Origin of the sequence: Pseudomonas sp. NPDC089918 (assembly GCF_050280605.1) — a bacterium.
GTDB lineage: Bacteria > Pseudomonadota > Gammaproteobacteria > Pseudomonadales > Pseudomonadaceae > Aquipseudomonas.
This window is the reverse complement of the sequence record NZ_JBNNVP010000057.1, coordinates 1-20,399: the sequence shown is the minus strand read 5'-3', so window position 1 is coordinate 20,399 and position 20,399 is coordinate 1. Positions and strand designations below refer to the sequence as shown.

The 20,399-nt window shown below is 58.6% G+C and carries 21 protein-coding genes and 1 tRNA gene; 16 read left to right on the top strand and 6 right to left on the bottom strand.

Translation table 11 applies throughout. The features are described 5' to 3' along the window. Positions 1-9: 9 nt before the first annotated feature. Both ACQKPC_RS27425 and ACQKPC_RS27420 read right to left on the bottom strand, forming a co-directional pair. Positions 10-483 carry a peroxiredoxin gene (locus ACQKPC_RS27425; protein ID WP_427627704.1) on the bottom strand — a complete coding sequence of 158 codons (474 nt, stop codon included), beginning with the start codon at positions 481-483 and terminating at the stop codon, positions 10-12. 10 nt (positions 484-493) lie between these two features. Beyond that, the gene (locus ACQKPC_RS27420) at positions 494-1,054 is read right to left on the bottom strand and encodes a glycine cleavage system protein R (RefSeq protein ID WP_007898662.1); all 561 of its coding nucleotides are present in this window, start codon (positions 1,052-1,054) and stop codon (positions 494-496) included. A 325-nt stretch (positions 1,055-1,379) separates the two neighbouring features. Here ACQKPC_RS27420 and dapA point away from each other — a divergent pair, with 325 nt between their 5' ends. The 8 genes from dapA (at position 1,380) to ACQKPC_RS27380 (ending at position 7,107) form a co-directional block, all read left to right on the top strand. Further along, positions 1,380-2,258: a 4-hydroxy-tetrahydrodipicolinate synthase gene (gene dapA / locus ACQKPC_RS27415; protein WP_007898664.1), complete on the top strand. Its 879-nt coding sequence runs from the start codon at positions 1,380-1,382 to the stop codon at positions 2,256-2,258. A gap of 17 nt (positions 2,259-2,275) precedes the next feature. Continuing rightward, entirely contained in the window at positions 2,276-3,391 is a 1,116-nt protein-coding gene (bamC, locus tag ACQKPC_RS27410; protein WP_427627701.1) for an outer membrane protein assembly factor BamC, read from the top strand. A 4-nt stretch (positions 3,392-3,395) separates the two neighbouring features. Next, positions 3,396-4,154: an MBL fold metallo-hydrolase gene (locus ACQKPC_RS27405; protein ID WP_427627699.1), complete on the top strand. Its 759-nt coding sequence runs from the start codon at positions 3,396-3,398 to the stop codon at positions 4,152-4,154. 28 nt (positions 4,155-4,182) lie between these two features. Further along, positions 4,183-4,896 (top strand): phosphoribosylaminoimidazolesuccinocarboxamide synthase, encoded by a 714-nt coding sequence (gene purC, locus ACQKPC_RS27400; RefSeq protein WP_007898671.1) that lies wholly within the window; start codon positions 4,183-4,185, stop codon positions 4,894-4,896. Positions 4,897-4,979: 83 nt separating this feature from the next. Next, positions 4,980-5,069: transfer RNA gene (locus ACQKPC_RS27395), tRNA-Ser, on the top strand. A 333-nt stretch (positions 5,070-5,402) separates the two neighbouring features. Beyond that, the gene (locus tag ACQKPC_RS27390) at positions 5,403-5,594 is read left to right on the top strand and encodes a YegP family protein (protein ID WP_008074435.1); all 192 of its coding nucleotides are present in this window, start codon (positions 5,403-5,405) and stop codon (positions 5,592-5,594) included. Between the two features lie 163 nt (positions 5,595-5,757). Next, positions 5,758-6,684, top strand: a complete 927-nt coding sequence (locus ACQKPC_RS27385; protein ID WP_427627697.1) for a LysR family transcriptional regulator — start codon at positions 5,758-5,760, stop codon at positions 6,682-6,684. Between the two features lie 57 nt (positions 6,685-6,741). Further along, positions 6,742-7,107: a 5-carboxymethyl-2-hydroxymuconate Delta-isomerase gene (locus ACQKPC_RS27380; RefSeq protein WP_427627695.1), complete on the top strand. Its 366-nt coding sequence runs from the start codon at positions 6,742-6,744 to the stop codon at positions 7,105-7,107. A 3-nt stretch (positions 7,108-7,110) separates the two neighbouring features. Here the strand turns inward: ACQKPC_RS27380 and ACQKPC_RS27375 are convergent, their stop codons facing one another. The 3 genes from ACQKPC_RS27375 to ACQKPC_RS27365 all read right to left on the bottom strand — a co-directional run bounded on the left by ACQKPC_RS27375 (position 7,111) and on the right by ACQKPC_RS27365 (position 10,341). Further along, a complete protein-coding gene (locus ACQKPC_RS27375) occupies positions 7,111-8,046 on the bottom strand; it encodes a LysR family transcriptional regulator (RefSeq protein WP_063342772.1) in 936 nt (311 codons plus the stop codon). A 147-nt stretch (positions 8,047-8,193) separates the two neighbouring features. Beyond that, on the bottom strand, positions 8,194-9,141 hold the full coding sequence (locus tag ACQKPC_RS27370) for a DMT family transporter (RefSeq protein WP_427627693.1): 948 nt from the start codon (positions 9,139-9,141) through the stop codon (positions 8,194-8,196). A 15-nt stretch (positions 9,142-9,156) separates the two neighbouring features. Next, positions 9,157-10,341: a cyanate transporter gene (locus ACQKPC_RS27365; RefSeq protein ID WP_427627691.1), complete on the bottom strand. Its 1,185-nt coding sequence runs from the start codon at positions 10,339-10,341 to the stop codon at positions 9,157-9,159. 515 nt (positions 10,342-10,856) lie between these two features. Between ACQKPC_RS27365 and ACQKPC_RS27360 the strand changes: the two genes are divergently transcribed. From ACQKPC_RS27360 to ACQKPC_RS27335, 6 genes are all read left to right on the top strand, one after another. Next, entirely contained in the window at positions 10,857-12,239 is a 1,383-nt protein-coding gene (locus ACQKPC_RS27360; RefSeq protein WP_427627690.1) for a glutamine synthetase family protein, read from the top strand. A gap of 165 nt (positions 12,240-12,404) precedes the next feature. Further along, a complete protein-coding gene (locus ACQKPC_RS27355; RefSeq protein ID WP_427627688.1) occupies positions 12,405-14,054 on the top strand; it encodes a phosphoethanolamine transferase in 1,650 nt (549 codons plus the stop codon). A gap of 73 nt (positions 14,055-14,127) precedes the next feature. Beyond that, the gene (locus ACQKPC_RS27350; protein ID WP_427627686.1) at positions 14,128-14,790 is read left to right on the top strand and encodes a class I SAM-dependent methyltransferase; all 663 of its coding nucleotides are present in this window, start codon (positions 14,128-14,130) and stop codon (positions 14,788-14,790) included. Between the two features lie 123 nt (positions 14,791-14,913). Next, positions 14,914-16,047, top strand: a complete 1,134-nt coding sequence (gene rnd / locus ACQKPC_RS27345; protein WP_427627684.1) for a ribonuclease D — start codon at positions 14,914-14,916, stop codon at positions 16,045-16,047. Continuing rightward, the gene (locus ACQKPC_RS27340; protein WP_007898694.1) at positions 16,044-16,337 is read left to right on the top strand and encodes a YcgL domain-containing protein; all 294 of its coding nucleotides are present in this window, start codon (positions 16,044-16,046) and stop codon (positions 16,335-16,337) included. Before rnd ends, ACQKPC_RS27340 begins: the two co-directional genes overlap by 4 nt. A 118-nt stretch (positions 16,338-16,455) precedes the next feature. Next, a complete protein-coding gene (locus ACQKPC_RS27335; RefSeq protein WP_427627682.1) occupies positions 16,456-17,388 on the top strand; it encodes a D-2-hydroxyacid dehydrogenase in 933 nt (310 codons plus the stop codon). Between the two features lie 136 nt (positions 17,389-17,524). On the opposite strand, the gene ACQKPC_RS27330 is transcribed toward ACQKPC_RS27335, so the two are convergent. After that, the gene (locus ACQKPC_RS27330) at positions 17,525-18,118 is read right to left on the bottom strand and encodes a nitroreductase family protein (protein WP_007898696.1); all 594 of its coding nucleotides are present in this window, start codon (positions 18,116-18,118) and stop codon (positions 17,525-17,527) included. 277 nt (positions 18,119-18,395) lie between these two features. Here ACQKPC_RS27330 and ACQKPC_RS27325 point away from each other — a divergent pair, with 277 nt between their 5' ends. Beyond that, positions 18,396-18,845 carry a YcgN family cysteine cluster protein gene (locus tag ACQKPC_RS27325; protein ID WP_008073139.1) on the top strand — a complete coding sequence of 150 codons (450 nt, stop codon included), beginning with the start codon at positions 18,396-18,398 and terminating at the stop codon, positions 18,843-18,845. Positions 18,846-18,981: 136 nt separating this feature from the next. Continuing rightward, positions 18,982-20,211 carry a hypothetical protein gene (locus tag ACQKPC_RS27320; RefSeq protein WP_427627680.1) on the top strand — a complete coding sequence of 410 codons (1,230 nt, stop codon included), beginning with the start codon at positions 18,982-18,984 and terminating at the stop codon, positions 20,209-20,211. The last annotated feature ends 188 nt before the right edge of the window (positions 20,212-20,399 follow it).

Genomic DNA, 20,399 nt, shown 5'->3' with positions numbered 1-20,399 from the left:
CTAGATGAATCAGGCCTTGTTCAGCGCCTGAGCAGCAGCCAAAACCGCATCCACATGCCCCGGTACCTTCACGCCGCGCCATTCCTGACGCAGCACGCCGTTCTTGTCGATCAGGAACGTGCTGCGATCAACGCCCATGTATTCCTTGCCGTAGAGCTTCTTCAGCTTGATCACGTCGAACAGCTGGCACAGCGCTTCTTCCTTGTCACTGATCAGCTCGAAGGTGAAAGCCTGTTTGGCTTTGAAGTTTTCATGGGATTTCAGGCTGTCGCGAGACACGCCGAAGACTTCAGTATTGGCGGCTTTAAAGGCGTCAAGCTGATCACGAAAACCCTGACCCTGGGTGGTGCAGCCCGGCGTGCTGTCCTTCGGATAGAAGTAAATCACCACTTGCTTGCCTTTGAGGCCCGCGAGGCTGACGGATTGCCCGCTGGTGGCGGGTGCTTCGAAGTCGGCAACCGGTTGGTTGATGGCTACGGCCATGAAAGCTTCCTTACATTGGGTTTTGTGGGCGCCACGGTTCAATCAGTGCGTCCAGGTTCATGGCGTCGGCGAAATCCAGGAACTGGTCACGCAACCAGCTGATCTGGGTGCCGGCCGGCAAGGTCACGGTAAACGTGGCGTTAAGCATGGTGCCGCCGGTCTGCGGAGCCTGATAGGTGTCGCAGGTCAGGTTTTCCAGTTCGACATTGTGATCCATGAAGAACTGGCACAGCTCGTTGATGATGTCCGGACGGTAGGCCGAGCTGACGTAGGCAACGTATGGCAGGGCCTGGGGACGGTTCTCCAGGGCCGCGCTGCGAACCACGTTAACGGTGAAGGCGTGCCGTTTGGCCAGCACGGGCAGGCTGCCTTCGAGGCGCGCCAGGGCGTCCCAGCTGCCCGAGATTTCAAGGATCAACGCACTGCATTCACCATGACGCGTCAGGCGAGAGGTGACCACGGCGCAGCGGTTTTCATGGCTGGCGCGGCACAGGACGTTAGTCAGCTCCATGGGGTTGGCGCCGAGGGCACTGATGACAAGGAATTGTTCGCGAACTGTGGGGGTGGACATGCAGCATTCCTAAAGCGATGAGCGGTCGATACTTTTATGGGCTTTTTTACCGGGACGAGCCTGCGGATGCGAATTCAGAAAACCCGGCCGAAGGTTGCGACGTGCTCCAGAGTGGCGAGAGCGAGGGGTGGCAACGCTGGATCGGGGCTTGTGATGCCGAAAATGGAGGCTGGAACGCGGCGTACGAGCTTATCAGTACCGATCAAAGTCTGAAGGGTAGCGAAAAGCAGCGCCAAGGGGAATGGCAGCAGCGCAGTACTTCGCTTGTACAAGCATCTTGGCGCCAGTACCATTACCGCTCTCTTTTTCCGGCAGGAGCGGTTGCATGATTGCGGGCAGTATGGTGGCACTGGTCACACCCATGGATGCACAGGGTCGTCTCGACTGGGACAGCCTGAGCAAACTGGTGGACTTCCACCTGCAAGAGGGCACCAACGCCATCGTGGCGGTCGGCACTACAGGTGAGTCGGCCACGCTTGACGTGAACGAACACATCGAAGTGATTCGTCGCGTGGTTGCCCAGGTTGCAGGGCGTATTCCGGTGATCGCCGGTACGGGCGCCAATTCGACGCGCGAAGCGATCGAACTGACCACCAACGCGAAGAACGCCGGCGCCGACGCGTGCCTGCTGGTAACCCCTTATTACAACAAACCGACGCAAGAAGGCCTGTACCAGCACTTCAAGGCCATCGCCGAAGCCGTCGACATCCCGCAGATCCTTTACAACGTGCCGGGCCGTACCGCCTGCGACATGCAGGCCGAGACGGTGATCCGCCTGTCGACCGTGAAGAACATCATCGGCATCAAGGAAGCCACGGGCGACCTGCAGCGCGCCAAGGACATCCTGGCCGGCGTGAGCAGCGACTTCCTGGTGTATTCCGGTGACGACGCGACCGCGGTCGAGCTGATGCTGCTCGGCGGCAAGGGCAATATTTCGGTGACCGCCAACGTCGCACCGCGCGCCATGAGCGAGTTGTGTGCCGCGGCCATGGCCGGTGATGCCGTCAAAGCCCGGGCGATCCACGAAAAGCTGATGCCGCTCAATAAAACCCTGTTTATCGAATCCAACCCTATCCCCGTGAAATGGGCACTGCATGAAATGGGCTTGATGCCGGACGGTATCCGTCTGCCGCTCACCTGGCTCAGCGCTGCCTGTCACGAACCGCTGCGGCAGGCCATGCGCCAGTCCGGCGTCCTGGTTTAATTGAGGAAGTACTACGCATGAAGCGATTGGCCGGACTTTCCGCACTTGCCTTGATTATCTCCAGCACCAGTGGCTGCGGATGGATCTGGGGCCCGGAAGGTTATTTCCGTGACCGTGGTAGCGACTACCTGGAAGCCCAACAGACTGCACCGATGCAACTGCCACCGGACGTCAGCACCGCCAAGCGTCTGGATCCGCTGTTGCCGATCCCGCGCAACGTGGCTGACGACACCGCCAAGGGCGAATACATCGTGCCTCGTCCGCAGCCGCTGTCGGCCGCGGCTGATGCCAGCGACTACACCCTGCAGAAGAGCGGCGATTCGCGTTGGGTCATGGCCCAGCACCCACCGGCCGAAGTCTGGCCCGTGGCCGTGCAGTTCTTCCAGGACAACGGTTTCCGTCTGGACGAGCAACGCCCGCAAACTGGCGAATTCACCACCACCTGGCAGCGTTCCGACGAACTGTCCGCAGCAATGGCCAAGCGCTTGAGCGCAGCCGGTGTCGGCGCCGACAGTGAAAGCCGTGTGCGGGTGCGTATCGAACCAGGCGTGCAGCGCAACACCAGTGAAGTCTACGTGGTCAGCGCCGAGCGTCCTGCCGGCAGCACCGCCAATGTGGATTTCACCAATCGTTCGGTTAACACCGGCCTGGACGCAGCACTGGTCGACGACATGCTGGCAAGCATGAGCCGCACCTCGGAGAAGGGCGGTTCGGTCTCCATGCTGGCCTCTCGTGATTTCGATACGCCAAGTCGTGTCAGCCTGACCGAAGATGGCAGCGGCAACCCGGTGCTCAACGTCGGTTCCGATCTGGATCGTGCCTGGTCGAGTGTCGGTCGTGCGCTGGAGCAGGGCGAATGGCGTGTTGAAGACATCAACCGCAGCCTGGGCCTGTACTACATCAACCTCGCCGAAAAAGCCGAGAAGAAGGACGAGAAGCCAGGTTTCTTCGGCAGTCTGTTCGGCAGCAAGCCGGACAAGGAAGAAGTTGAAGCCCGCGCCGAGCGTTATCAGGTTCGCCTGAGCAAGGTTGGCGAGAACGTGCAAGTCACCGTCGAGAAAAACATCAACACCGTGGCGCCAGCAGAAGTGGCGCGCAAAGTGTTGAGCGTGATTCAGGACAACCTGGGCTGATCACATGCGTTTTGCCGTTCTCGGCAGCGGTAGCCAAGGGAACGGCACGCTGATAGCCAGCGACGACACGTATGTGCTGGTGGATTGTGGTTTCTCCCTGCGGGAAACCGAAAAACGCCTACTGCGACTGGGTGTGAACCCTTCGCAGCTGAGCGCGATACTCGTGACCCACGAACATGCCGACCACGTGCATGGCGTGGGTTTGCTGTCTCGGCGTTACAATCTGCCTGTCTACCTCAGTCGCGGGACCCTGCGCGGGATGCGCAAACCGATTGAACCCGCAGGCTTTCTGGCTGGCGGCGAGCAACTGCAAATCGGTAACCTGAGCATCGGCGTCATTGCCGTGGCCCATGATGCACAGGAGCCGACGCAGTATGTCTTCAGCGACGGTCAGCGGCGTTTCGGCTTGTTGACCGACCTGGGCTCATATTGCAACAAGGTGCTGGACGGCTATCGGGACCTCGATGCATTGATGATCGAGTCCAATCATTGCCGTGACTTGCTGGCTCGCGGTCACTACCCGTACTTTCTCAAGCAGCGGGTGGGCGGTGAATTGGGACATTTGAACAACCATCAGGCGGCATTCCTGGTGGCCGAGTTGGGCTGGCAAGGCCTGCAACACCTGGTCCTGGCCCATCTGAGCAGCAAGAACAACCTGCCGCAGCTGGCCCGGCAATGTTTTGTCGACACCCTCGGGTGCGACCCGGACTGGCTGCAACTGGCCGATCAAGATTCAGGGCTCGACTGGCGACACATCGCCTAGCCCACCTACTTAGCAAGCGGAGCCCATCATGGAAAAACGTGAAGAACTCTACCGCGGCAAAGCCAAATCGGTTTACAAGACCGACGACGCTGACCGCTTGATCCTGCTGTTTCGCAACGACACCTCGGCGTTCGACGGCAAGCGCATCGAGCAGCTCGACCGCAAAGGCATGGTGAACAACAAGTTCAACGCCTTCATCATGCAGAAACTCGAAGCAGCCGGCGTGCCGACTCAATTCGACAAACTGCTGGGCGACAACGAATGCCTGGTGAAGAAGCTCGACATGATCCCGGTCGAGTGCGTCGTGCGTAACTACGCCGCCGGCAGCCTGGTCAAACGCCTGGGCGTTGAAGAGGGCATGAAGCTCAACCCTTACACCTTCGAACTGTTCCTGAAGGACGACGCCAAGGGCGACCCGTTCATCAACGAATCCCACGTCGTGGCATTCGGTTGGGGCACCGCCGAGCAACTGGTTCGCATGAAAGAACTGTCGCTCAAGGTCAACGAAGTCCTGAGCAAACTGTTCGACGATGCTGGCCTGCTGCTGGTCGACTTCAAACTCGAATTCGGCGTGTTCTCCGACGGCTCCATCGTCCTGGGTGACGAGTTCAGCCCGGATGGCTGCCGCCTGTGGGACAAGGCTACCGGCAAGAAAATGGACAAGGACCGCTTCCGTCAGGGCCTCGGTGACGTCATCGAAGCTTACGAAGAAGTCGCCAATCGTCTGGGCGTACCGCTGTAATCGACGCAAGCATCTGATAGCACGGAAAAATTTTGCTTAGGGGGTTCGCTTCCGGCAAAAGTGTTGTTATGATGCGCGCCGTTGGAGAGATGCCAGAGTGGCCGAATGGGACGGATTCGAAATCCGTTGTACCTTCACCGGTACCTAGGGTTCGAATCCCTATCTCTCCGCCATTACATAGAAAAAGCCCCGTAGATGAAAATCTACGGGGCTTTTTCGTTTACGCGGATTTTTCCGACTGGCCACTTTCACTGCGTTTGCCTCAGGTTTTCAGCGTCGGATAAATCAGCTCAACAGCGTAAGAAAAATATGCCTGTTCCCAAGAAAAGTACCTCCACTGAGTCGCTTTAATTACCACCCCCTGTATTTGTTGATCGCTTCGTGAATCAAGAAGTTATCTTCGAAATATCCCCTCACATTGAAAGACATTGCCGCAAAAATTCCTCATCTACTCTGGTTCTGCAGGTCACTGACCTGTCGTAATCAGCAGTCGCAAGGAGCGATCAATGTATTTTGAGATTTACAGGCAAACCCGTGGTATCGCACAAACTGGCAAGGGCCAATGGCGCTGGCGTTTGCGGGCGGGGAACCATGAAACGATTGCCAGTGGGGAGGCTTACGTCAACAAGTCTGATTGCGTGCATGCCATCAGTTTGATCAAAGGGACTCATGATCAGACCCCGGTCAAGGAGATATAGACTCCAGGGCGGTGAAGCTGCTCAGTCAGAGCAGCTTCTTTTTTTTCCGAACGCTCGTATAAGTGCCGCGGATTTTTAGGGATCGGGTCATTTGCCAACCTGCATAGACGCCGATCGCAAGACCTCCCTAAACTGTCCGCCGTCTGGGATCGGGGGGTAATGGATGAATCGCAATGAACTGCGCAAGGCCGACATCAACCTGATGGTGGTGTTCGAGACATTGATGCTCGAACGCAACGTCACACGGGCGGCGGAGAAGCTGTTCCTCGGTCAGCCGACCATCAGTGCGGCGCTGAACCGATTGCGGACGATGTTCAACGATCCGCTGTTCATTCGGGTCGGACATCGCATGGAGCCGACGGCGCGGGCCGAGGAGATTATTCAGCACCTGTCACCGGCGTTGGACTCGCTGTCGGTGGCCTTGAGCCTGACCCATGATTTTGATCCGCTCAGCAGCACCATGACGTTTCGCATCGGGCTGTCGGACGATGTCGAGTTCGGCCTGTTGCCGCCATTGCTGCGTGCTTTGCGCCAGGAAGCGCCGAAGGTGGTGTTTGTGGTTCAACATGTCGACTACTGGCGCATTCCCGACCTGCTGGCGTCTGGTGATATCACCGTTGGTATCAGCCAGACCCGCGGCCTGCCGGCCAACGCCAAGCGCAAATTGTTGCGACACATCCAGCCCAGTATTTTGCGCGCAGACGCCTCGGACACACCGCTGACCCTCGATGAATATTGCTCGCGGCCGCACGTGCTGGTGTCCCATACCGCGAATGTCAGCGGCTACGCCGATGAATGGCTGGCGGAGATCGGTCGTACACGCCAGGTAGTGCTGTCCGTTCCGCAGTACAGCTCGTTGCCGGCCTTGCTTGCCGGCACCGATCTGATCGCCAGCCTGCCGGATTACACGGCCGAGGCGATGGCCGCGTCCGGCCAACTGTTCAAGGAGCCGTTTCCGTTCAAGACGCCGACCCTGGACTTGTCCATGGTATGGCTCAGTCATGTCGACAGCGATCCGGCCGAACGCTGGCTGCGCTCGCGTCTGGAGGCGTTCATGAGTGAGAGTGCGACTCTTGCGCCGTCCCAGTGAGTAGGGCGGCTCTGTGTTATATGTACGACCTTTCTACCAATCTTCAGGAGCCCCGTTATGCCCCACCTGCACATGGAATACACCGCCAACTTGCCCGAGTTGAATGCCGATGTGGCGTTGATGCGACTCAACAACGCGTTGGTCGCGTCTGGCCAGTTTGGTGCTGAGTTCGATATCAAGGCTCGTGCAGTGAAGGTCGAGACTTTCAGGGTGGGCACGGCACTGGGCGAGCGGGCGTTCGTGCATGTGAAGCTGGCGCTGTTGAGCGGTCGTTCGCCGGAGATCAAAAAGCAGTTGTCTGAAAGCCTGCTGGCCGTGGTGCAGGATGTGTGTGAGTGGCCGGCGAAAGTTGAGGTCCAGCTGTGTGTTGAAATCCTCGATATCGATCGAGAGTCCTACACCAAGACCGCCATCGGCCACTGAGTTTCAGGCCATTTCCTGCTCGGCGCAGGCTTTGATCACTTGCTCGCGTAGCCAGGTGTTGGCGCTGTCCTGATCGACGCTTTGACTCCACTGCATGTCCAGGGTGAAGCCCGGCAAGCCGTTGGGCGCTTCGCAGTGATTGAAGATTGCCTCGTTGGCCAGCAATTGCTGGATGCGTCGAGGCAAGGTCAGGATGAAATCGGTGCCGGTGATCATCTTCAGCGCCGCGCTATAACTGTTGGATCGCGCGACTATCTGTCGTTTGTGGGCCTGTTGAGCAAGCCAACCGTCGACCATATTGGTGGTAGATGTCCAAGGCGTCGGGAACACATGCCGGCGTTGAGTGAACGCTTGCAGGCTCAAGCGCGGTTCCAGCGGCGTGGCGCGTTTGTCGAAGACGCACACCAGATCATCTTCCAGCAGCCTCCTGGAGTTGAAATCGGTGTGGCTGCGATGAAAATTCGGGCCGAAACAGATCACCAGGTCGAGACTGCCGTCGCGCAGTTCTTCGGCCGGGATGTCGGTTTCGAACTTGTGCATGTTGACCATCACTGGCAGGTCGGCAAAATCGAAGCTCTTCAACAGGCGCGGCAGGATCAACTGCTCGAAGTACTCCGGCGCGCAGATATTGAAGGTGACCGGTTGCAAGGTCGGGTCGAAGGTCGGTGTCCCGGCGTGACACAGGTTGATGCTTTCGAGGATTTTCAGCACATGGGTATGCATGGTGCTGGCTTTGTAGGTGGGGCGCATACCCATACGGGTATTGATGAATAATTCGTCTTCGAAACTGGTGCGCAGTTTTTTCAGGCAGTAACTCACGGTGGACTGACTGACGCAGAGCGCCTCCGACACACCGGTGACGCTGCTTTGCTCATACACGGCGACAAACACCATGAGGTCCTGCATATCGAGCTTTCTAAGCAAGTTACTGTTCAGCATCCGTTCTGTCTCGCTGTGCTCCTTGCGCTGACTGTGCGCAAACGTGTGCGAATGATCCTAACGGAACGATGGTGCCAAGAGAATGCCTTGTAGGATTTTTCATGGTCAGTTGTGGGACAGAAAATGTTGCGAACACGACCTATGAATTCAATCTCTTGAAAGCTGGCCAGAGGCCTTTAACGCTGATGGCTGCGCGGGGATCGCGTCGCGGCTGGATATTAGCAGCGCCAACATGCCGATGCACACCAGTAATGCGCCGATGATTTCCAGGGCTAGTGGTGACTCGCGTAGCCAGAACCAGTGGAACAGCGTGATGAACAGAGTGCTCAGGTAGATGTAGGAAATGACCGAGGAAGGGGCGATGACGCCAATCGCTCGATGCAGTAGCCAGAAGGTCGCCAGCGTGGCGAACAGTGCCAGGTACATCAACCACCAAAGATCGCTCGCGGTCAGTAACGAAGCCGATCGCCAGCCGCCGCTGAACCCACAGAACGCCAATAGAAACAGCGCACCAAACAGCATATTCCAGAAGGTCATGACCACCGGGCCGCGACCCTTGAGGCTATTGGTCTTGAGCCGTTGACTCAGGGGCGAGTAGAGCGCCATCGCCAAACAACCGATCCCGTACACCGATAGCGCATACAACGACGGCAGCTCATCGGGGCCAGCACCTTTTAACACCAGCAGCACGGCACCGGCAGCGGCAGTCAGCATGGGCAATACGCGCTTTTTCAGGCTGCTGTCGGGCATCAGGAAGGCTTCGAACAGCAGCGTCAGCAACGGCACCAGAGTGAACATCGTCCCGGTATTGACCGCCGAGGTGTAGCGCAGTGCTTCGAACAATGAGCCGAAATACAACGCCAGCAGCATACCGAGCACAGCATGGCTGAGCAGTCCCTGGATGTGCATGACGGTATCGCCCTTGAACAGTAGCAGGGGCAAAAATACCAGGGCGCAAAACAGCAAGCGCAAACCGGTCAGCAGAATCGGGTCGATGGCCTGGCTGACTTGGGCTGCCGCGGAAAACGAGACGGCAATCAACAGTGCCCAGAGCAGCATGCCGACGTGAGCCGCAGCAAAACCTGTGCGTTTCATGATGGGGTTTCCGGGTCAGTGAATGTGTTTGGCGTAATGCCGCGGATCGAAGCGCAGAGCCATCAGAATCATCAACGCCATAACGCCGGTCAGTGACCACCAGGCCCATTCGAAACTGCCCAGCTGATCGCGAATTATCCCGGCCATCAGCGGCGAGAGGCCGGCAATCAGGTAACCGATGCCCTGCACGAAGGCAGTCAGCCCGCCCGCGCGTTGGGGATTGTCCAGATGATCCAGCGACACGATCAGACTCATCGGGAACAGCCCGCCGATGCCCAGTCCGAGCAGGCAGGGCCAGAGCAGGCTCAGGTATTGCGGGCTCAGAATCAGCCCGCAGAAACCGACCATGATCAGCGTCAGTAACACCACCAGCACCAGGCGCCGGTCTCGGCTGCGGTTGGCGATGGCGGGAACCAATAGACCCGACAACACTTCCATGGCCGTCAAAAAGCCCAGCAACAAACCGGCCTGTTGTTCGCTCCAGCCTTTTTCCACGTAGTACGGCGCCAGCCAGGCCAGCACACAGGTGTAGGACGCCGTACCGAGACCGAAGAAGATTGCGAGTAGCCAGGCGCGGGAATGGGTGAAAAAGGATTCTTTGCCTGACGATTTGGCATCCCGCGCAGGCATTCCCGAGCGTTGAGCGCACCAGAACAGCAATGCCAACAGCGCCAGCGCCGCCCAGATCGCCAAACCCACTCGCCAACTGTCGGTGCGGGTCATCACCAGCGGCGCAAACGACGCGGCGATTGCCGCGCCGCCCATGATCGACGTCACATAGAGGCCCATGCACACGGAAACGTTGTCGCTGAAACGGGACTTGATCAGGGTGGGCATTATCGCCTGGATCAACGCAATGCCGATGCCAGCCAACACGGCACTCAAGATGAGTTCCGCCGCAGAATCGAGGAACAGCCGCGACACCGTGGCCAGGCCGATGATCAGCAGCGACAGCACCACGGTGCGTTGCTCGCCCAGCCGCTGACTGACACCGATACCGAAGAACATCGCCAGTCCCATGGCCATGACTGGCAACATTGTCAGGAGCGAGGCCAGGCTGAAACTCAGCGGGATATCACCGCGGATGGCTGATAGCAAAGGACCGACAGCGGCCATGGATGGACGCAGGTTCAGGGCGACAAGAATGATGCCGAACATCAGCCAGAAGGCAGGGCGGGAGGTTGTGCGAACGTTTTCCATAATCGGACCTTCAAAAACAAGGAGCCGATTAGGCGCGCGAGCCCCGGAGGCGGCAAATCAGAAAGTCTGGAGCGGTATTTAAAAATTAAATAGCTGTATCGCACCCCCAAAATTCCTGTGGGAGCGGGCTTGCCCGCGATAGCGATAGATCAGTCAACATCTCAGTTAAATGTAAATCCGTCATCGCGAGCAAGCCCGCTCCCACAGGGATGGAGGGCGTTTGGGAAATTGATTGTTTAGTCTGTCCACATCCAAAGTTCTTTAAATCCCGATTTAACGACTTAACCACCCGTGTGACGCTGCTGGTCATCTGTTTACTGCGGTCTTCTCTATGGACGGTCGTCCGGTCGCACTCCCTTCCGAACTGGCCTTCTGGGCATTGTGGCACTGCCGCCACGCCCGCCCGCCGGATTCTTGCCTGTCCCGCTGATTGTTCTGACAGGTCCCGCGCTGTGCGCCGGGATCAAACCGGCGGCGCCTGTGCGTTTGCCTGACGCGGATAGACGAGAATTCCCATGAGCTGTGCCACGACATCCTTCGCCACGAAAGAAGAAGCCCTGTCCTTCCTGGAACACAATCCGGATATCGAGATGTTCGAGCTGTTCATCCTCGACAACAACGGTGTGCCACGGGGCAAGTTGCTGCATCGCGATGAACTGCTGGCGGTGTACGAGAGCGGGCGGCCGCTGCCGAGTACCATTCTGGGCCTGACCATCAATGGCGATGACGTGGAAAATTCCGGGCTGGTCTGGGACGTCGGTGATATCGATTGCCGGGCTTACCCGATCAGCGGCAGTTTGCAGCGTATGCCGTGGCGATTGATTCCCACGGCGGCGGTGCAGGTCAGCATGCATCCAAAAGAGGGCATGCCCGCGACCATCGCCGACCCACGGCACCTGCTGGCCAAGGTCATCGAAGGCTTGCAGGCCGACGGTTATTACCCGGTGATGGCGGCGGAGCTGGAGTTCTATTTGCTGGATCAGCAGCGCGACAGCAACGGTCGGCCGCAGCCGGCGCGGGATGTCGATGGTGGGCGGCCACGCTCCACGCAGGTCTATGGCTTACGTGAGTTGGAGCAGATCGAGCCGTTTCTGGCCGACCTCTACAGCGCCTGCAAGCTGCAGGGCATTCCGACGCGCACGGCAATCTCCGAATACGCGCCAGGGCAGGTGGAAATCACCCTCGAACACCGCACCGATGCTTTGCAGGCGATGGACGAAGCGGTGCGCTACAAACGATTGGTCAAGGGCGTGGCCCACAAGCATGGGATGGCGGCCTGTTTCATGGCCAAGCCTTTTGATGATCTGGCCGGCACCGGCATGCACATGCACGTCAGCCTGGCGGACAAGGAGGGCAATAACCTGTTCGCCAGCGAAGCCCCGGACGGTACGCCGCTGCTTAAACAAGCGGTCGGCGGAATGCTCAGCACGTTGCTGGATTCGTTGCTGCTGTTCTGTCCGAACGCCAACTCGTATCGTCGTTTCCAGACCAACAGCTACGCACCACTGGCGGCCACCTGGGGCGTGGACAATCGCACCGTGAGTTTGCGAGTGCCCGGCGGGCCGGCATTCTCCCGGCATATCGAGCACCGCATCTGTGGTGCCGACGCCAACCCGTACCTGGCGGCTGCGGCGATCCTGGCCGGCATTCGTCGCGGCATCCGCGAGCAGCTTGACCCTGGAGCACCCGTGGAGGGCAATGGGTACGCCCAGGCTACGGAATTGCTGCCCACCGACTGGTTGACCACGTTGCGAGCGCTGGAGGCTTCGAACTGGGCGCGGGAAGCATTTGGCAGTGAGTTTCTTGGCGTGTATCTGGCGGTGAAACGTGCCGAATACCGGCAGTTCATGGGTGAAGTCGGTGAGCAGGATTGGCGCTGGTATCTGCATCAGGCCTGAAACGAATCTGCATTGTTGAAAGTTTGAGCCTTATCTCATAGCCAACTAATCGTTGGCTTCTTTTTCACGAAAAATTGATGGTCGGCTGCTTAAGATTTGTGTTGTCGCAGTAAATGAAATTTTCACATTTGCCGCGGGCACTTCTTCCAGGAACAGCCGATCATCATGTTGAAGTTAAAAGCCGTACGCCCCGAGTGGGTGACGTTGATTGCCAGTGCCTTTTTATTGGCAGGGTTCAATTCAGTTCTCTGGCAACACCTCTTCGATATCACCGCTGCAGACGGTCAAGGCATCACCATGCGTGTCGCGTTCGGGGTGATGATCCTGGCGGTCTTCAACATTGTGCTGACCTTGCTGGCATTCCGGTTTGTGATGAAACCCGTGTTGACGCTGATCTTTTTGGTCAGTGCCGGCGTGGCCTATTTCATGAGCCAATACGGTGTATTGATCGACGCCGGTATGTTTCGTAACTTCGCAGAAACCAATGTGACAGAAGTGCGTGACTTACTGTCCGTGAAGTTGTTTGTTTATATTATGTTTCTCGGAGTTTTACCGACGTGGTTGTTGTGGAAGACGCCGGTTAATTACCGTCGTTGGCACCGTGAGTTATTAAGTAAAGTGCTGGTGAGTGTCGCATCGGTTGCGGTGATCGGCGGTGTCGCCCTGGTCAACTATCAAGGCTTGTCGTCGTTGTTTCGCAATCATCATGAATTGCGCCTGATGGTGGTGCCAAGCAACTACATCGGTGCCTCGCTCGGTTATCTGCGCGAGCAAGTCGTTTCTGCCCGGCAACCCTTTGTCAAACTCGGTGAAGATGCCGAGAAAAACCCGGTCTGGCAAACCCACGGCCGTAAATCCCTGACGGTACTGGTGGTGGGCGAAAGTGCCCGGGCCGAGAACTTCGGCATCTTGGGTTATAACCGCGACACCACCCCCCAACTGGATAAGGAAGCCGGCCTGATTGCCTTCACCGATGTGCATTCTTGCGGCACGGAAACGGCCGTGTCGGTGCCCTGCATGTTCTCCAACATGGGCCGCAAGGATTACAACGCCAGCAAGGCAAAGAATGAGGAAGGTCTGCTGGACGTGCTCAAGCACGCCGGTCTCGAGGTGATCTGGCGGGATAATCAGTCGGGCTGCAAAGGTACTTGCGATCGGGTCACTGTCGACGACGTGAGTAATCTGAAAGACCCGGTGTTGTGTGCCAATAGCGAGTGCCGCGATGAAATTCTCCTGCAAGGTTTGCAGCACTTCATCGACACGCTGGATAAAGACACCGTGCTGGTACTGCACCAAATGGGTAGTCACGGTCCGGAATACTTCAAGCGCTACCCGAAAGAATACGAACACTTCACCCCGGTGTGTGAAAGCAATGCACTGAACAATTGCAGCCGCGAAAGTATCGTCAATGGCTACGACAACACGTTGGTGTACACCGACCATGTGCTGTCGACCCTGATCGACCTGTTGCGCAGTAATCAGGACAAAGTCGATACCGCCATGCTTTATCTGTCGGACCACGGCGAATCCCTGGGCGAATACAACCTGTTCCTTCATGGCACGCCTTACATGCTGGCGCCGGAACAACAGAAGCATGTAGCGATGCTGGCGTGGTTCTCCGACAGCTATCAAAAATCGTTCTCGGTGGACACTCATTGCCTGCAATTAAGTCGCGAAAAGCCCTTGAGCCAGGACAACCTGTTCCATTCCATGCTTGGCCTGCTGGAGGTCAACAGCAAGGTCTACGACCCGGGACTGGACATGTTTGCCGGCTGCCGCGGCGCAGTGATTGACGGTGTGCTGGCCAAAAAATGAGTCCGTCGACCTTTTTTTCACGCGCCAGTCGTTAACCTGCCGCCAGTCGATATTCCAACAAGAGCCCTTGCACATGTCTGCTCTGCCCCCATCCGCCATCGAACTTGAGTTCGCCCGGCGCTACGATCAGGAACATGCCCGCGTCTGCCTTCAGTCGCGACCGCGTGGGCTGGCGGGGCGTTTGACGTTCTGGCGCGACGAGCAACTGGTGCGTAATGCGCTTCAGGTTGCTGGCGAACCGGGATTGATTCTTGATGTAGCCTGCGGTGTCGGGCGCTTCTGGTCGATACTGGCCGAGCATGCGAATCGGGTGATTCTTGCGACCGATCCGTCTCAGGACATGCTCGATCATGCCCGCACCCACCATCCGCAGCACCTGCTGGAACGGATCAAGACCTTTCAGAGTTCAGCCTTCACCATTGGTTTGTCGGCGAACGCGGTTGATTGCATTTTTTGCATGCAACTGTTTCAACACATCACCAGTCCTGAGCATCGGTTGGCCCTGCTGGGCGAGTTCCATCGGGTCAGTCGCGACACAGTGATTGTGGCAGTGCGGGTTGATGCGCATTTCAAACTGCGCCAATCGGGTGTGAACGGCGCACAGGCCCAGCCACAGGCGAGCAAGGCCGAGCTTGAGGCCGAGTTCAGGCAGGCGGGTTTCCGCTTGCTCAGCCATCAGGACTTCTTGCCGGGTTGCGCGCGGATGCGGGTCTACGTGCTGCGTAAGGCCAGTTAGTTCCCTCCTGTCAGACAATTCTTGCGATCCAGCAGGTATTTTCGCTAAAGCTCTTGTTCAGTGGAGGCGCGGAAATTGCCGGGGGCGATATATACTGCGCGCCATTCTTCAAGGGAGAGCCGTGTGGCCATCGATATTCACTGGATTCGCGACAACGATAGCCTCGGTCAGTTTTGCGCCGAGTGGCAGCAGTTGCCATTCGTTGCCCTCGACACCGAATTCATGCGGGTCGACACCTTTTACCCGATCGCAGGCCTGCTGCAGATCGGCGATGGCGTACGCGCTTACCTGATTGACCCACTGACCATCGACAATTGGCAGCCGTTGGCCGCGTTGCTGGAAAATCCGGCCGTGGTCAAAGTCCTGCATGCGTGCAGCGAAGATCTCGAAGTGCTACTGCGTCTGACCGGCAGCCTGCCAGCGCCGTTGTTCGACACCCAACTGGCCGCCGCTTACCTGAACCTGGGTTTTTCCATGGGTTATTCGCGGCTGGTGCAGGAAGTGCTCGGCATCGACCTGCCCAAGGGCGAAACCCGTTCCGACTGGCTGCAACGTCCACTGTCCGACACCCAGATCAGCTACGCCGCCGAGGATGCCTTGCATCTGGCGGAAGTTTTCGTACAGCTGCGTCCGAAGCTTTCTGACGATAAATACGCCTGGGTCCTGGAAGACGGTGCCGAGCTGGTGGCCAATCTGCGTCGCGAGGTCGACCCGTATGAGGTCTATCGCGACGCCAAACTGGCCTGGAAGCTGTCCCGCGCCCAACTCGCCGTGCTGCGTGAACTCTGCGCCTGGCGCGAACGCGAAGCCCGTGCCCGTGATCTGCCGCGCAACCGCATCGTCCGTGAACATTCCCTGTGGCCGTTGGCGCGCACGCAACCGGACAACCTCGGCGCGCTGGCGAAAATCGAAGACATGCACCCGCGTACCGTGCGTCAGGACGGCGAATTTCTGCTTGATCTGATCAAGCGCTCTGGCAGTGTGTCGCCTGATCAATGGCCACCGGCGGTGCCGGAGCCGTTGCCGGTGGACGCCGCCGCGCTGGTCAAACAGCTGCGCGCCATCGGCCAGGCCGAAGCCGAACGCCTGAACATCGCGCCAGAACTGATGCTGCGCAAGAAAACCCTGGAAGCGCTGCTCAAGAGCGGCTTCCCCAATGGTCCTTACCAATTGCCTGATTCGCTGCGTGGCTGGCGCCGCGAATTGATGGGCCAGGCGCTGCTCGACAGCCTGGCCACCGCCGGAGAACAGCCTTGAAACGTATTTGCTCCATCTATCGAAGCCTGAAGAAAAACGAGATGTACCTCTATGTGCTCAAAAGCGATGCACTGGAGCGCGTTCCGGAAAGTCTGATGGCGGCCTTCGGCAAACCGCACCACGCTTTCGATCTGGTGCTGACGCCCGAACGCAAGCTGTCGCGCGAAGACATCACCGTGGTGCTGGAAAACCTCGAGAAGCAGGGCTATCACCTGCAAATGCCGCCGGCCGAAGACGAATACATCGAGCATTTGCCGGAAGAGTTGCTGCGACGCAACGACCCGATGTAATCGAGACAGGCTCTGTTCAGAGCCTTTATGAAACACTGGAATGATTTTGGCTATGGCCAGGGCGATGGAGTGATACTCCGTCGGCGGCCGTCTGCACTGTTTTTGAAAGGTTTGAACCATGCGCGTTCTGATTGCTGAACACGACCACCCTGTGTATGCCCAACTGTTGCGTCAGGCAGCGCCTGATCTGGAAGTACTGACCAGCGGCGACTCCGCCGAACTGGCCCGTCAGGCCGCCGAGTGCCAGGTCTGGCTCGGCCAGCCGGACCTGCTGGCGACGCTGTTGCGTCAGGGCCACACGCCGGCATGGCTGCAGTCGACCTGGGCCGGCATTACGCCGTTGCTGGCCGACGGCCTGCCACGGCACTATCGCCTGACTCGCGCGGTAGGGATTTTCGGTCAGGTCATGGCCGAATACGTACTGACTTACATGCTAGGCCACGAGCGCGAAGTACTGCCGCGGTTGGTGAGCCAGGTCGAGCGAAAGTGGGACAGTCGCCAGGGGCAAAGCCTGGCTGGACGCAAGGTGTTGATCGTCGGCACCGGTGACATCGGCCAGACCGTGGCGCAGTTCCTTGTGCCATTTGGTGTCGAGTTGTACGGCATCGCCAGCGAAGCCCGCGAGCAGGCGCCCTTTGTCGAAGTCGGCGCGCTGAGCGACTTGCCGCGACTGGTCGGCGAAGTGGATTACGTGATCAATCTGCTGCCGAACACCCCGAATACTCACGACCTGTACGACGCCGCGCTGTTCAAGCAGTTCAAGCCGACCGGGTTGTTCATCAACGTCGGGCGCGGCGTGGCGGTGGTCGATGCGGATCTGGTGGAAGCCTTGAAGGAAGGGCATCTGGCCGGGGCCGTGATCGACGTCTGCCGTCAGGAGCCGCTGCCGCAACGCCATCCGTTCTGGACCGCGTGGGGCCTGCTGCTGACGGGGCACAGTTCGGCACCGACTTCGCCACCCATGATGGTGAAGTTGTTCGTCGAAAACCTGCGGGCGTATCAGGCGGGTGAAGCGTTGCGTGGGGAAGTGGATTTCAATCGCGGGTATTGAATTCACCCAGCTGATCATTCCCACGCTCCGCGTGGGAATGCCGCCAGGGACGCTCCGCGTTCCGCTTCGGATGTGACGCAGAGCGTCACGGGATGCATTCCTTTGCTGCGCGTGGGAACGATCGAGTCCGGCGCGTTTAGAGGGTGAAATCACCCTCGGCCGCCAACTCGCTCAGCGGACGACGCGGGCTTGGCTCTTCGCGCGCTTGCAGGTACTCGGCCAGCGTCGCCTTGTCGCCCAGCTTGCCGATCGCCACCGCCGCGTGCAGCGCATAGCCCTCAGGAATATTCAGCTCTTTGCGGGTCAGCTCCTGATCGAAACCGGCCATGCCGTGGGTGTGCCAGCCACTGATGCTCGCTTGCAGCGCCAGGTGGCCCCAGGCCGAGCCCGTGTCGAAGGTGTGCCATAGCGCTGGTGTTTCTTCAGTGGCGCCAGGTACCGCGAAGGTGGTTTTCGAGACTACGATCACCAGCGCCGAGGCGTGCTGTGCCCAGCTGCGGTTGAACTCGTTCAGCAGACCCAGATAACGCTCCCAGTTCGGTGTGTCGCGACGCGCATACAGAAACCGCCAAGGCTGCGAGTTGTACGCCGATGGCGCCCAGCGAGCGGCTTCGAAGAAGCTCAGCAGGGTCTCGACGGGAATGGTTTCGCCGGTGAACGCGCGGGGCGACCAGCGATCAGTGAACTGAGGGTGAATGGCGTAGTCGGCAACGCGTGGATTAGCACTCATCAAGAGATTCCTTTACGTTTGAAAGTGAGGGTCGTCTGAAACCTGCGGGCGCAGTTGAGCTGAGCGATGAGGTTTTTCGAGAGCCTGGGTAGTTCACCTGAATGCAACGCGGTTGAGCGTTAATGGCATTTGAGCATGGCTCCTTGCGACGGCAAAGCTACTTGGGGGCGCTATAACTGACAAGTTCCGTTGTACCGGCAGTCGCCAATGCTTGGCCCGTCGGTGCCTTGGTACTAGACTGGCGGCCTTTTCACCACCTGATGTTGATGCTTGAGCCATGGCCGCCAAAGTCGAACCGTTCTGGATACGCAAAACCCTCGATCAACTCGATCAAGAGGAATGGGAGTCGCTGTGCGATGGCTGTGGCCTGTGCTGCCTGCAAAAACTCGAGGACGAAGACGACAACTCCGTGTACTACACGCGTATCGCCTGCAAATTGCTCGACCTCAAAACCTGTCAGTGTACCGATTACCCCAACCGTCGCGACTCGGTGCCCGATTGCATTCAGCTCACGCCGGGCAAGGCCGATGAGTTCAAATGGCTGCCGCCGACCTGCGGTTATCGACTGGTCAGCGAAGGCAAGGATTTGCCGCTCTGGCATCATCTGGTATGCGGTGATCGCGAGGCGGTGCATCACGAACGTATTTCCCAGTCCGGGCGTATGCTCGCCGAGGGCAGCGTGGCTGAAGAGGATTGGGAAGACCATCTGATTTTTCGCGCGGGTTAATTCCCACTGCTTTGTGGCGAGGGCGCTTGCTCCCGCTTGAGTGCGTAGCACTCACAAAATCAGCAGTGATTAGAAGAATTTGGGGCTGCTATGCAGCCCGGCGCGAGCAAGCTCGCTCGCCACACTAGGAGTGTGTATGGCTGTGGGAGTGCGGCTGGCGTTGACTGTCGGGCTGCTGGCCCTGAGTTTGCCGGTGTGGGCGGCGAAGAAAGTCGATCTGGATTATCACGTGCGCCTGCTGCCGCAAAGCGATCAGGCCGAAGTGCGCCTGACCCTGGCCCAGGGCTCGGCGGTGCGCAGTCTGGATTTCGACTTGGGCGATGGCGGTCACTACAGCGATTTCAAGGCCGATGGCCAATGGCAACTCACACCCGGCAAACAGGCCCGTGGTGTTTGGCGCCCCGCCGGCGACAAGGCCAGCCTGACCTACCGCGTGCGCATCAGCCATGGGCGCAAGAGCGGAAGCTTCGACACCCGCATGACCCCGACCTGGGCGCTGATGCGTGGCGATGACCTGGTGCCTGCGGCCAAACTCGATCAGCAGGACGGCATCGAACTGGTTTCACGCCTTGAATTCGAATTACCCAGCGGTTGGAAAAGCGTCGAAACCGCCTGGCCGCGGATCGGCAAGAACAGGTTCCGGATCGACAATGCCTCGCGTCTGTTCGACCGTCCCACTGGCTGGATGCTCGCCGGCCATCTCGGCAGTCGTCGTGCGCGGCTGGGGGAAACCGAAGTCACCGTCGCCTCGCCTCAAGGTCAGGGCATGCGCCGCATGGACGTGCTGACGCTGCTGACCTTTGTCTGGCCGCAAGTGCAGGCAGTTTTTCCGCGTCATCCCGGCAAGTTGCTGATTGTCGGCGGCAACGACCCGATGTGGCGCGGCAGCCTGGGCGCCCATGACTCGATCTACCTCAATAGCCGTCTGCCGCTGGTCAGCGAAAGCGGCACCAGTGCCTTGGTGCGCGAATTGGCTCAGGTGTTCGGGCGGATCAACGACAGCCAGCGCAGTGACTGGATCAGCGAAGGGTTTGCCGAGTACTACGCCATCGAACTGGTGCGCCGCGCAGGCGGCATGAGTGATGAGCGGTATGAAAGCCTGCACAGCAAGTTGGTCAAGGACAGCCAGAAGGTCAGCACGTTGCGCGGTGAACAGATCAACCCGGCGCAGGTGGCCAAAGCGGTGGTGTTGCTACAGGAACTGGACCGCGAGATTCGTCTGAAAACCCGCAACAAGCGCTCGCTCGATGATGTGCTGCGTGGAGCGATGCATTTGGAAAGTGTGGATACGAAGGAATTCGTCCAGCTCGCGCAAAACGTTATTGGCGAGTCTTCCAAGGTGCTCGATACCGGGTTGCTTCAGTAGCATCGCCATCGCGGGCAAGCCCGCTCCCACAGTAATTGGCGGTGTTCACACATGTTGTGTACGCCACAAATCCTGTGGGAGCGGGCTTGCCCGGGTAGAAACCGGAGACATCCTTTACGTTTTAAACCGGAGACATCGTTTACAGGTATGAAATACGGTCAGGAGGTGCCTGACCATGCCCTGGAATC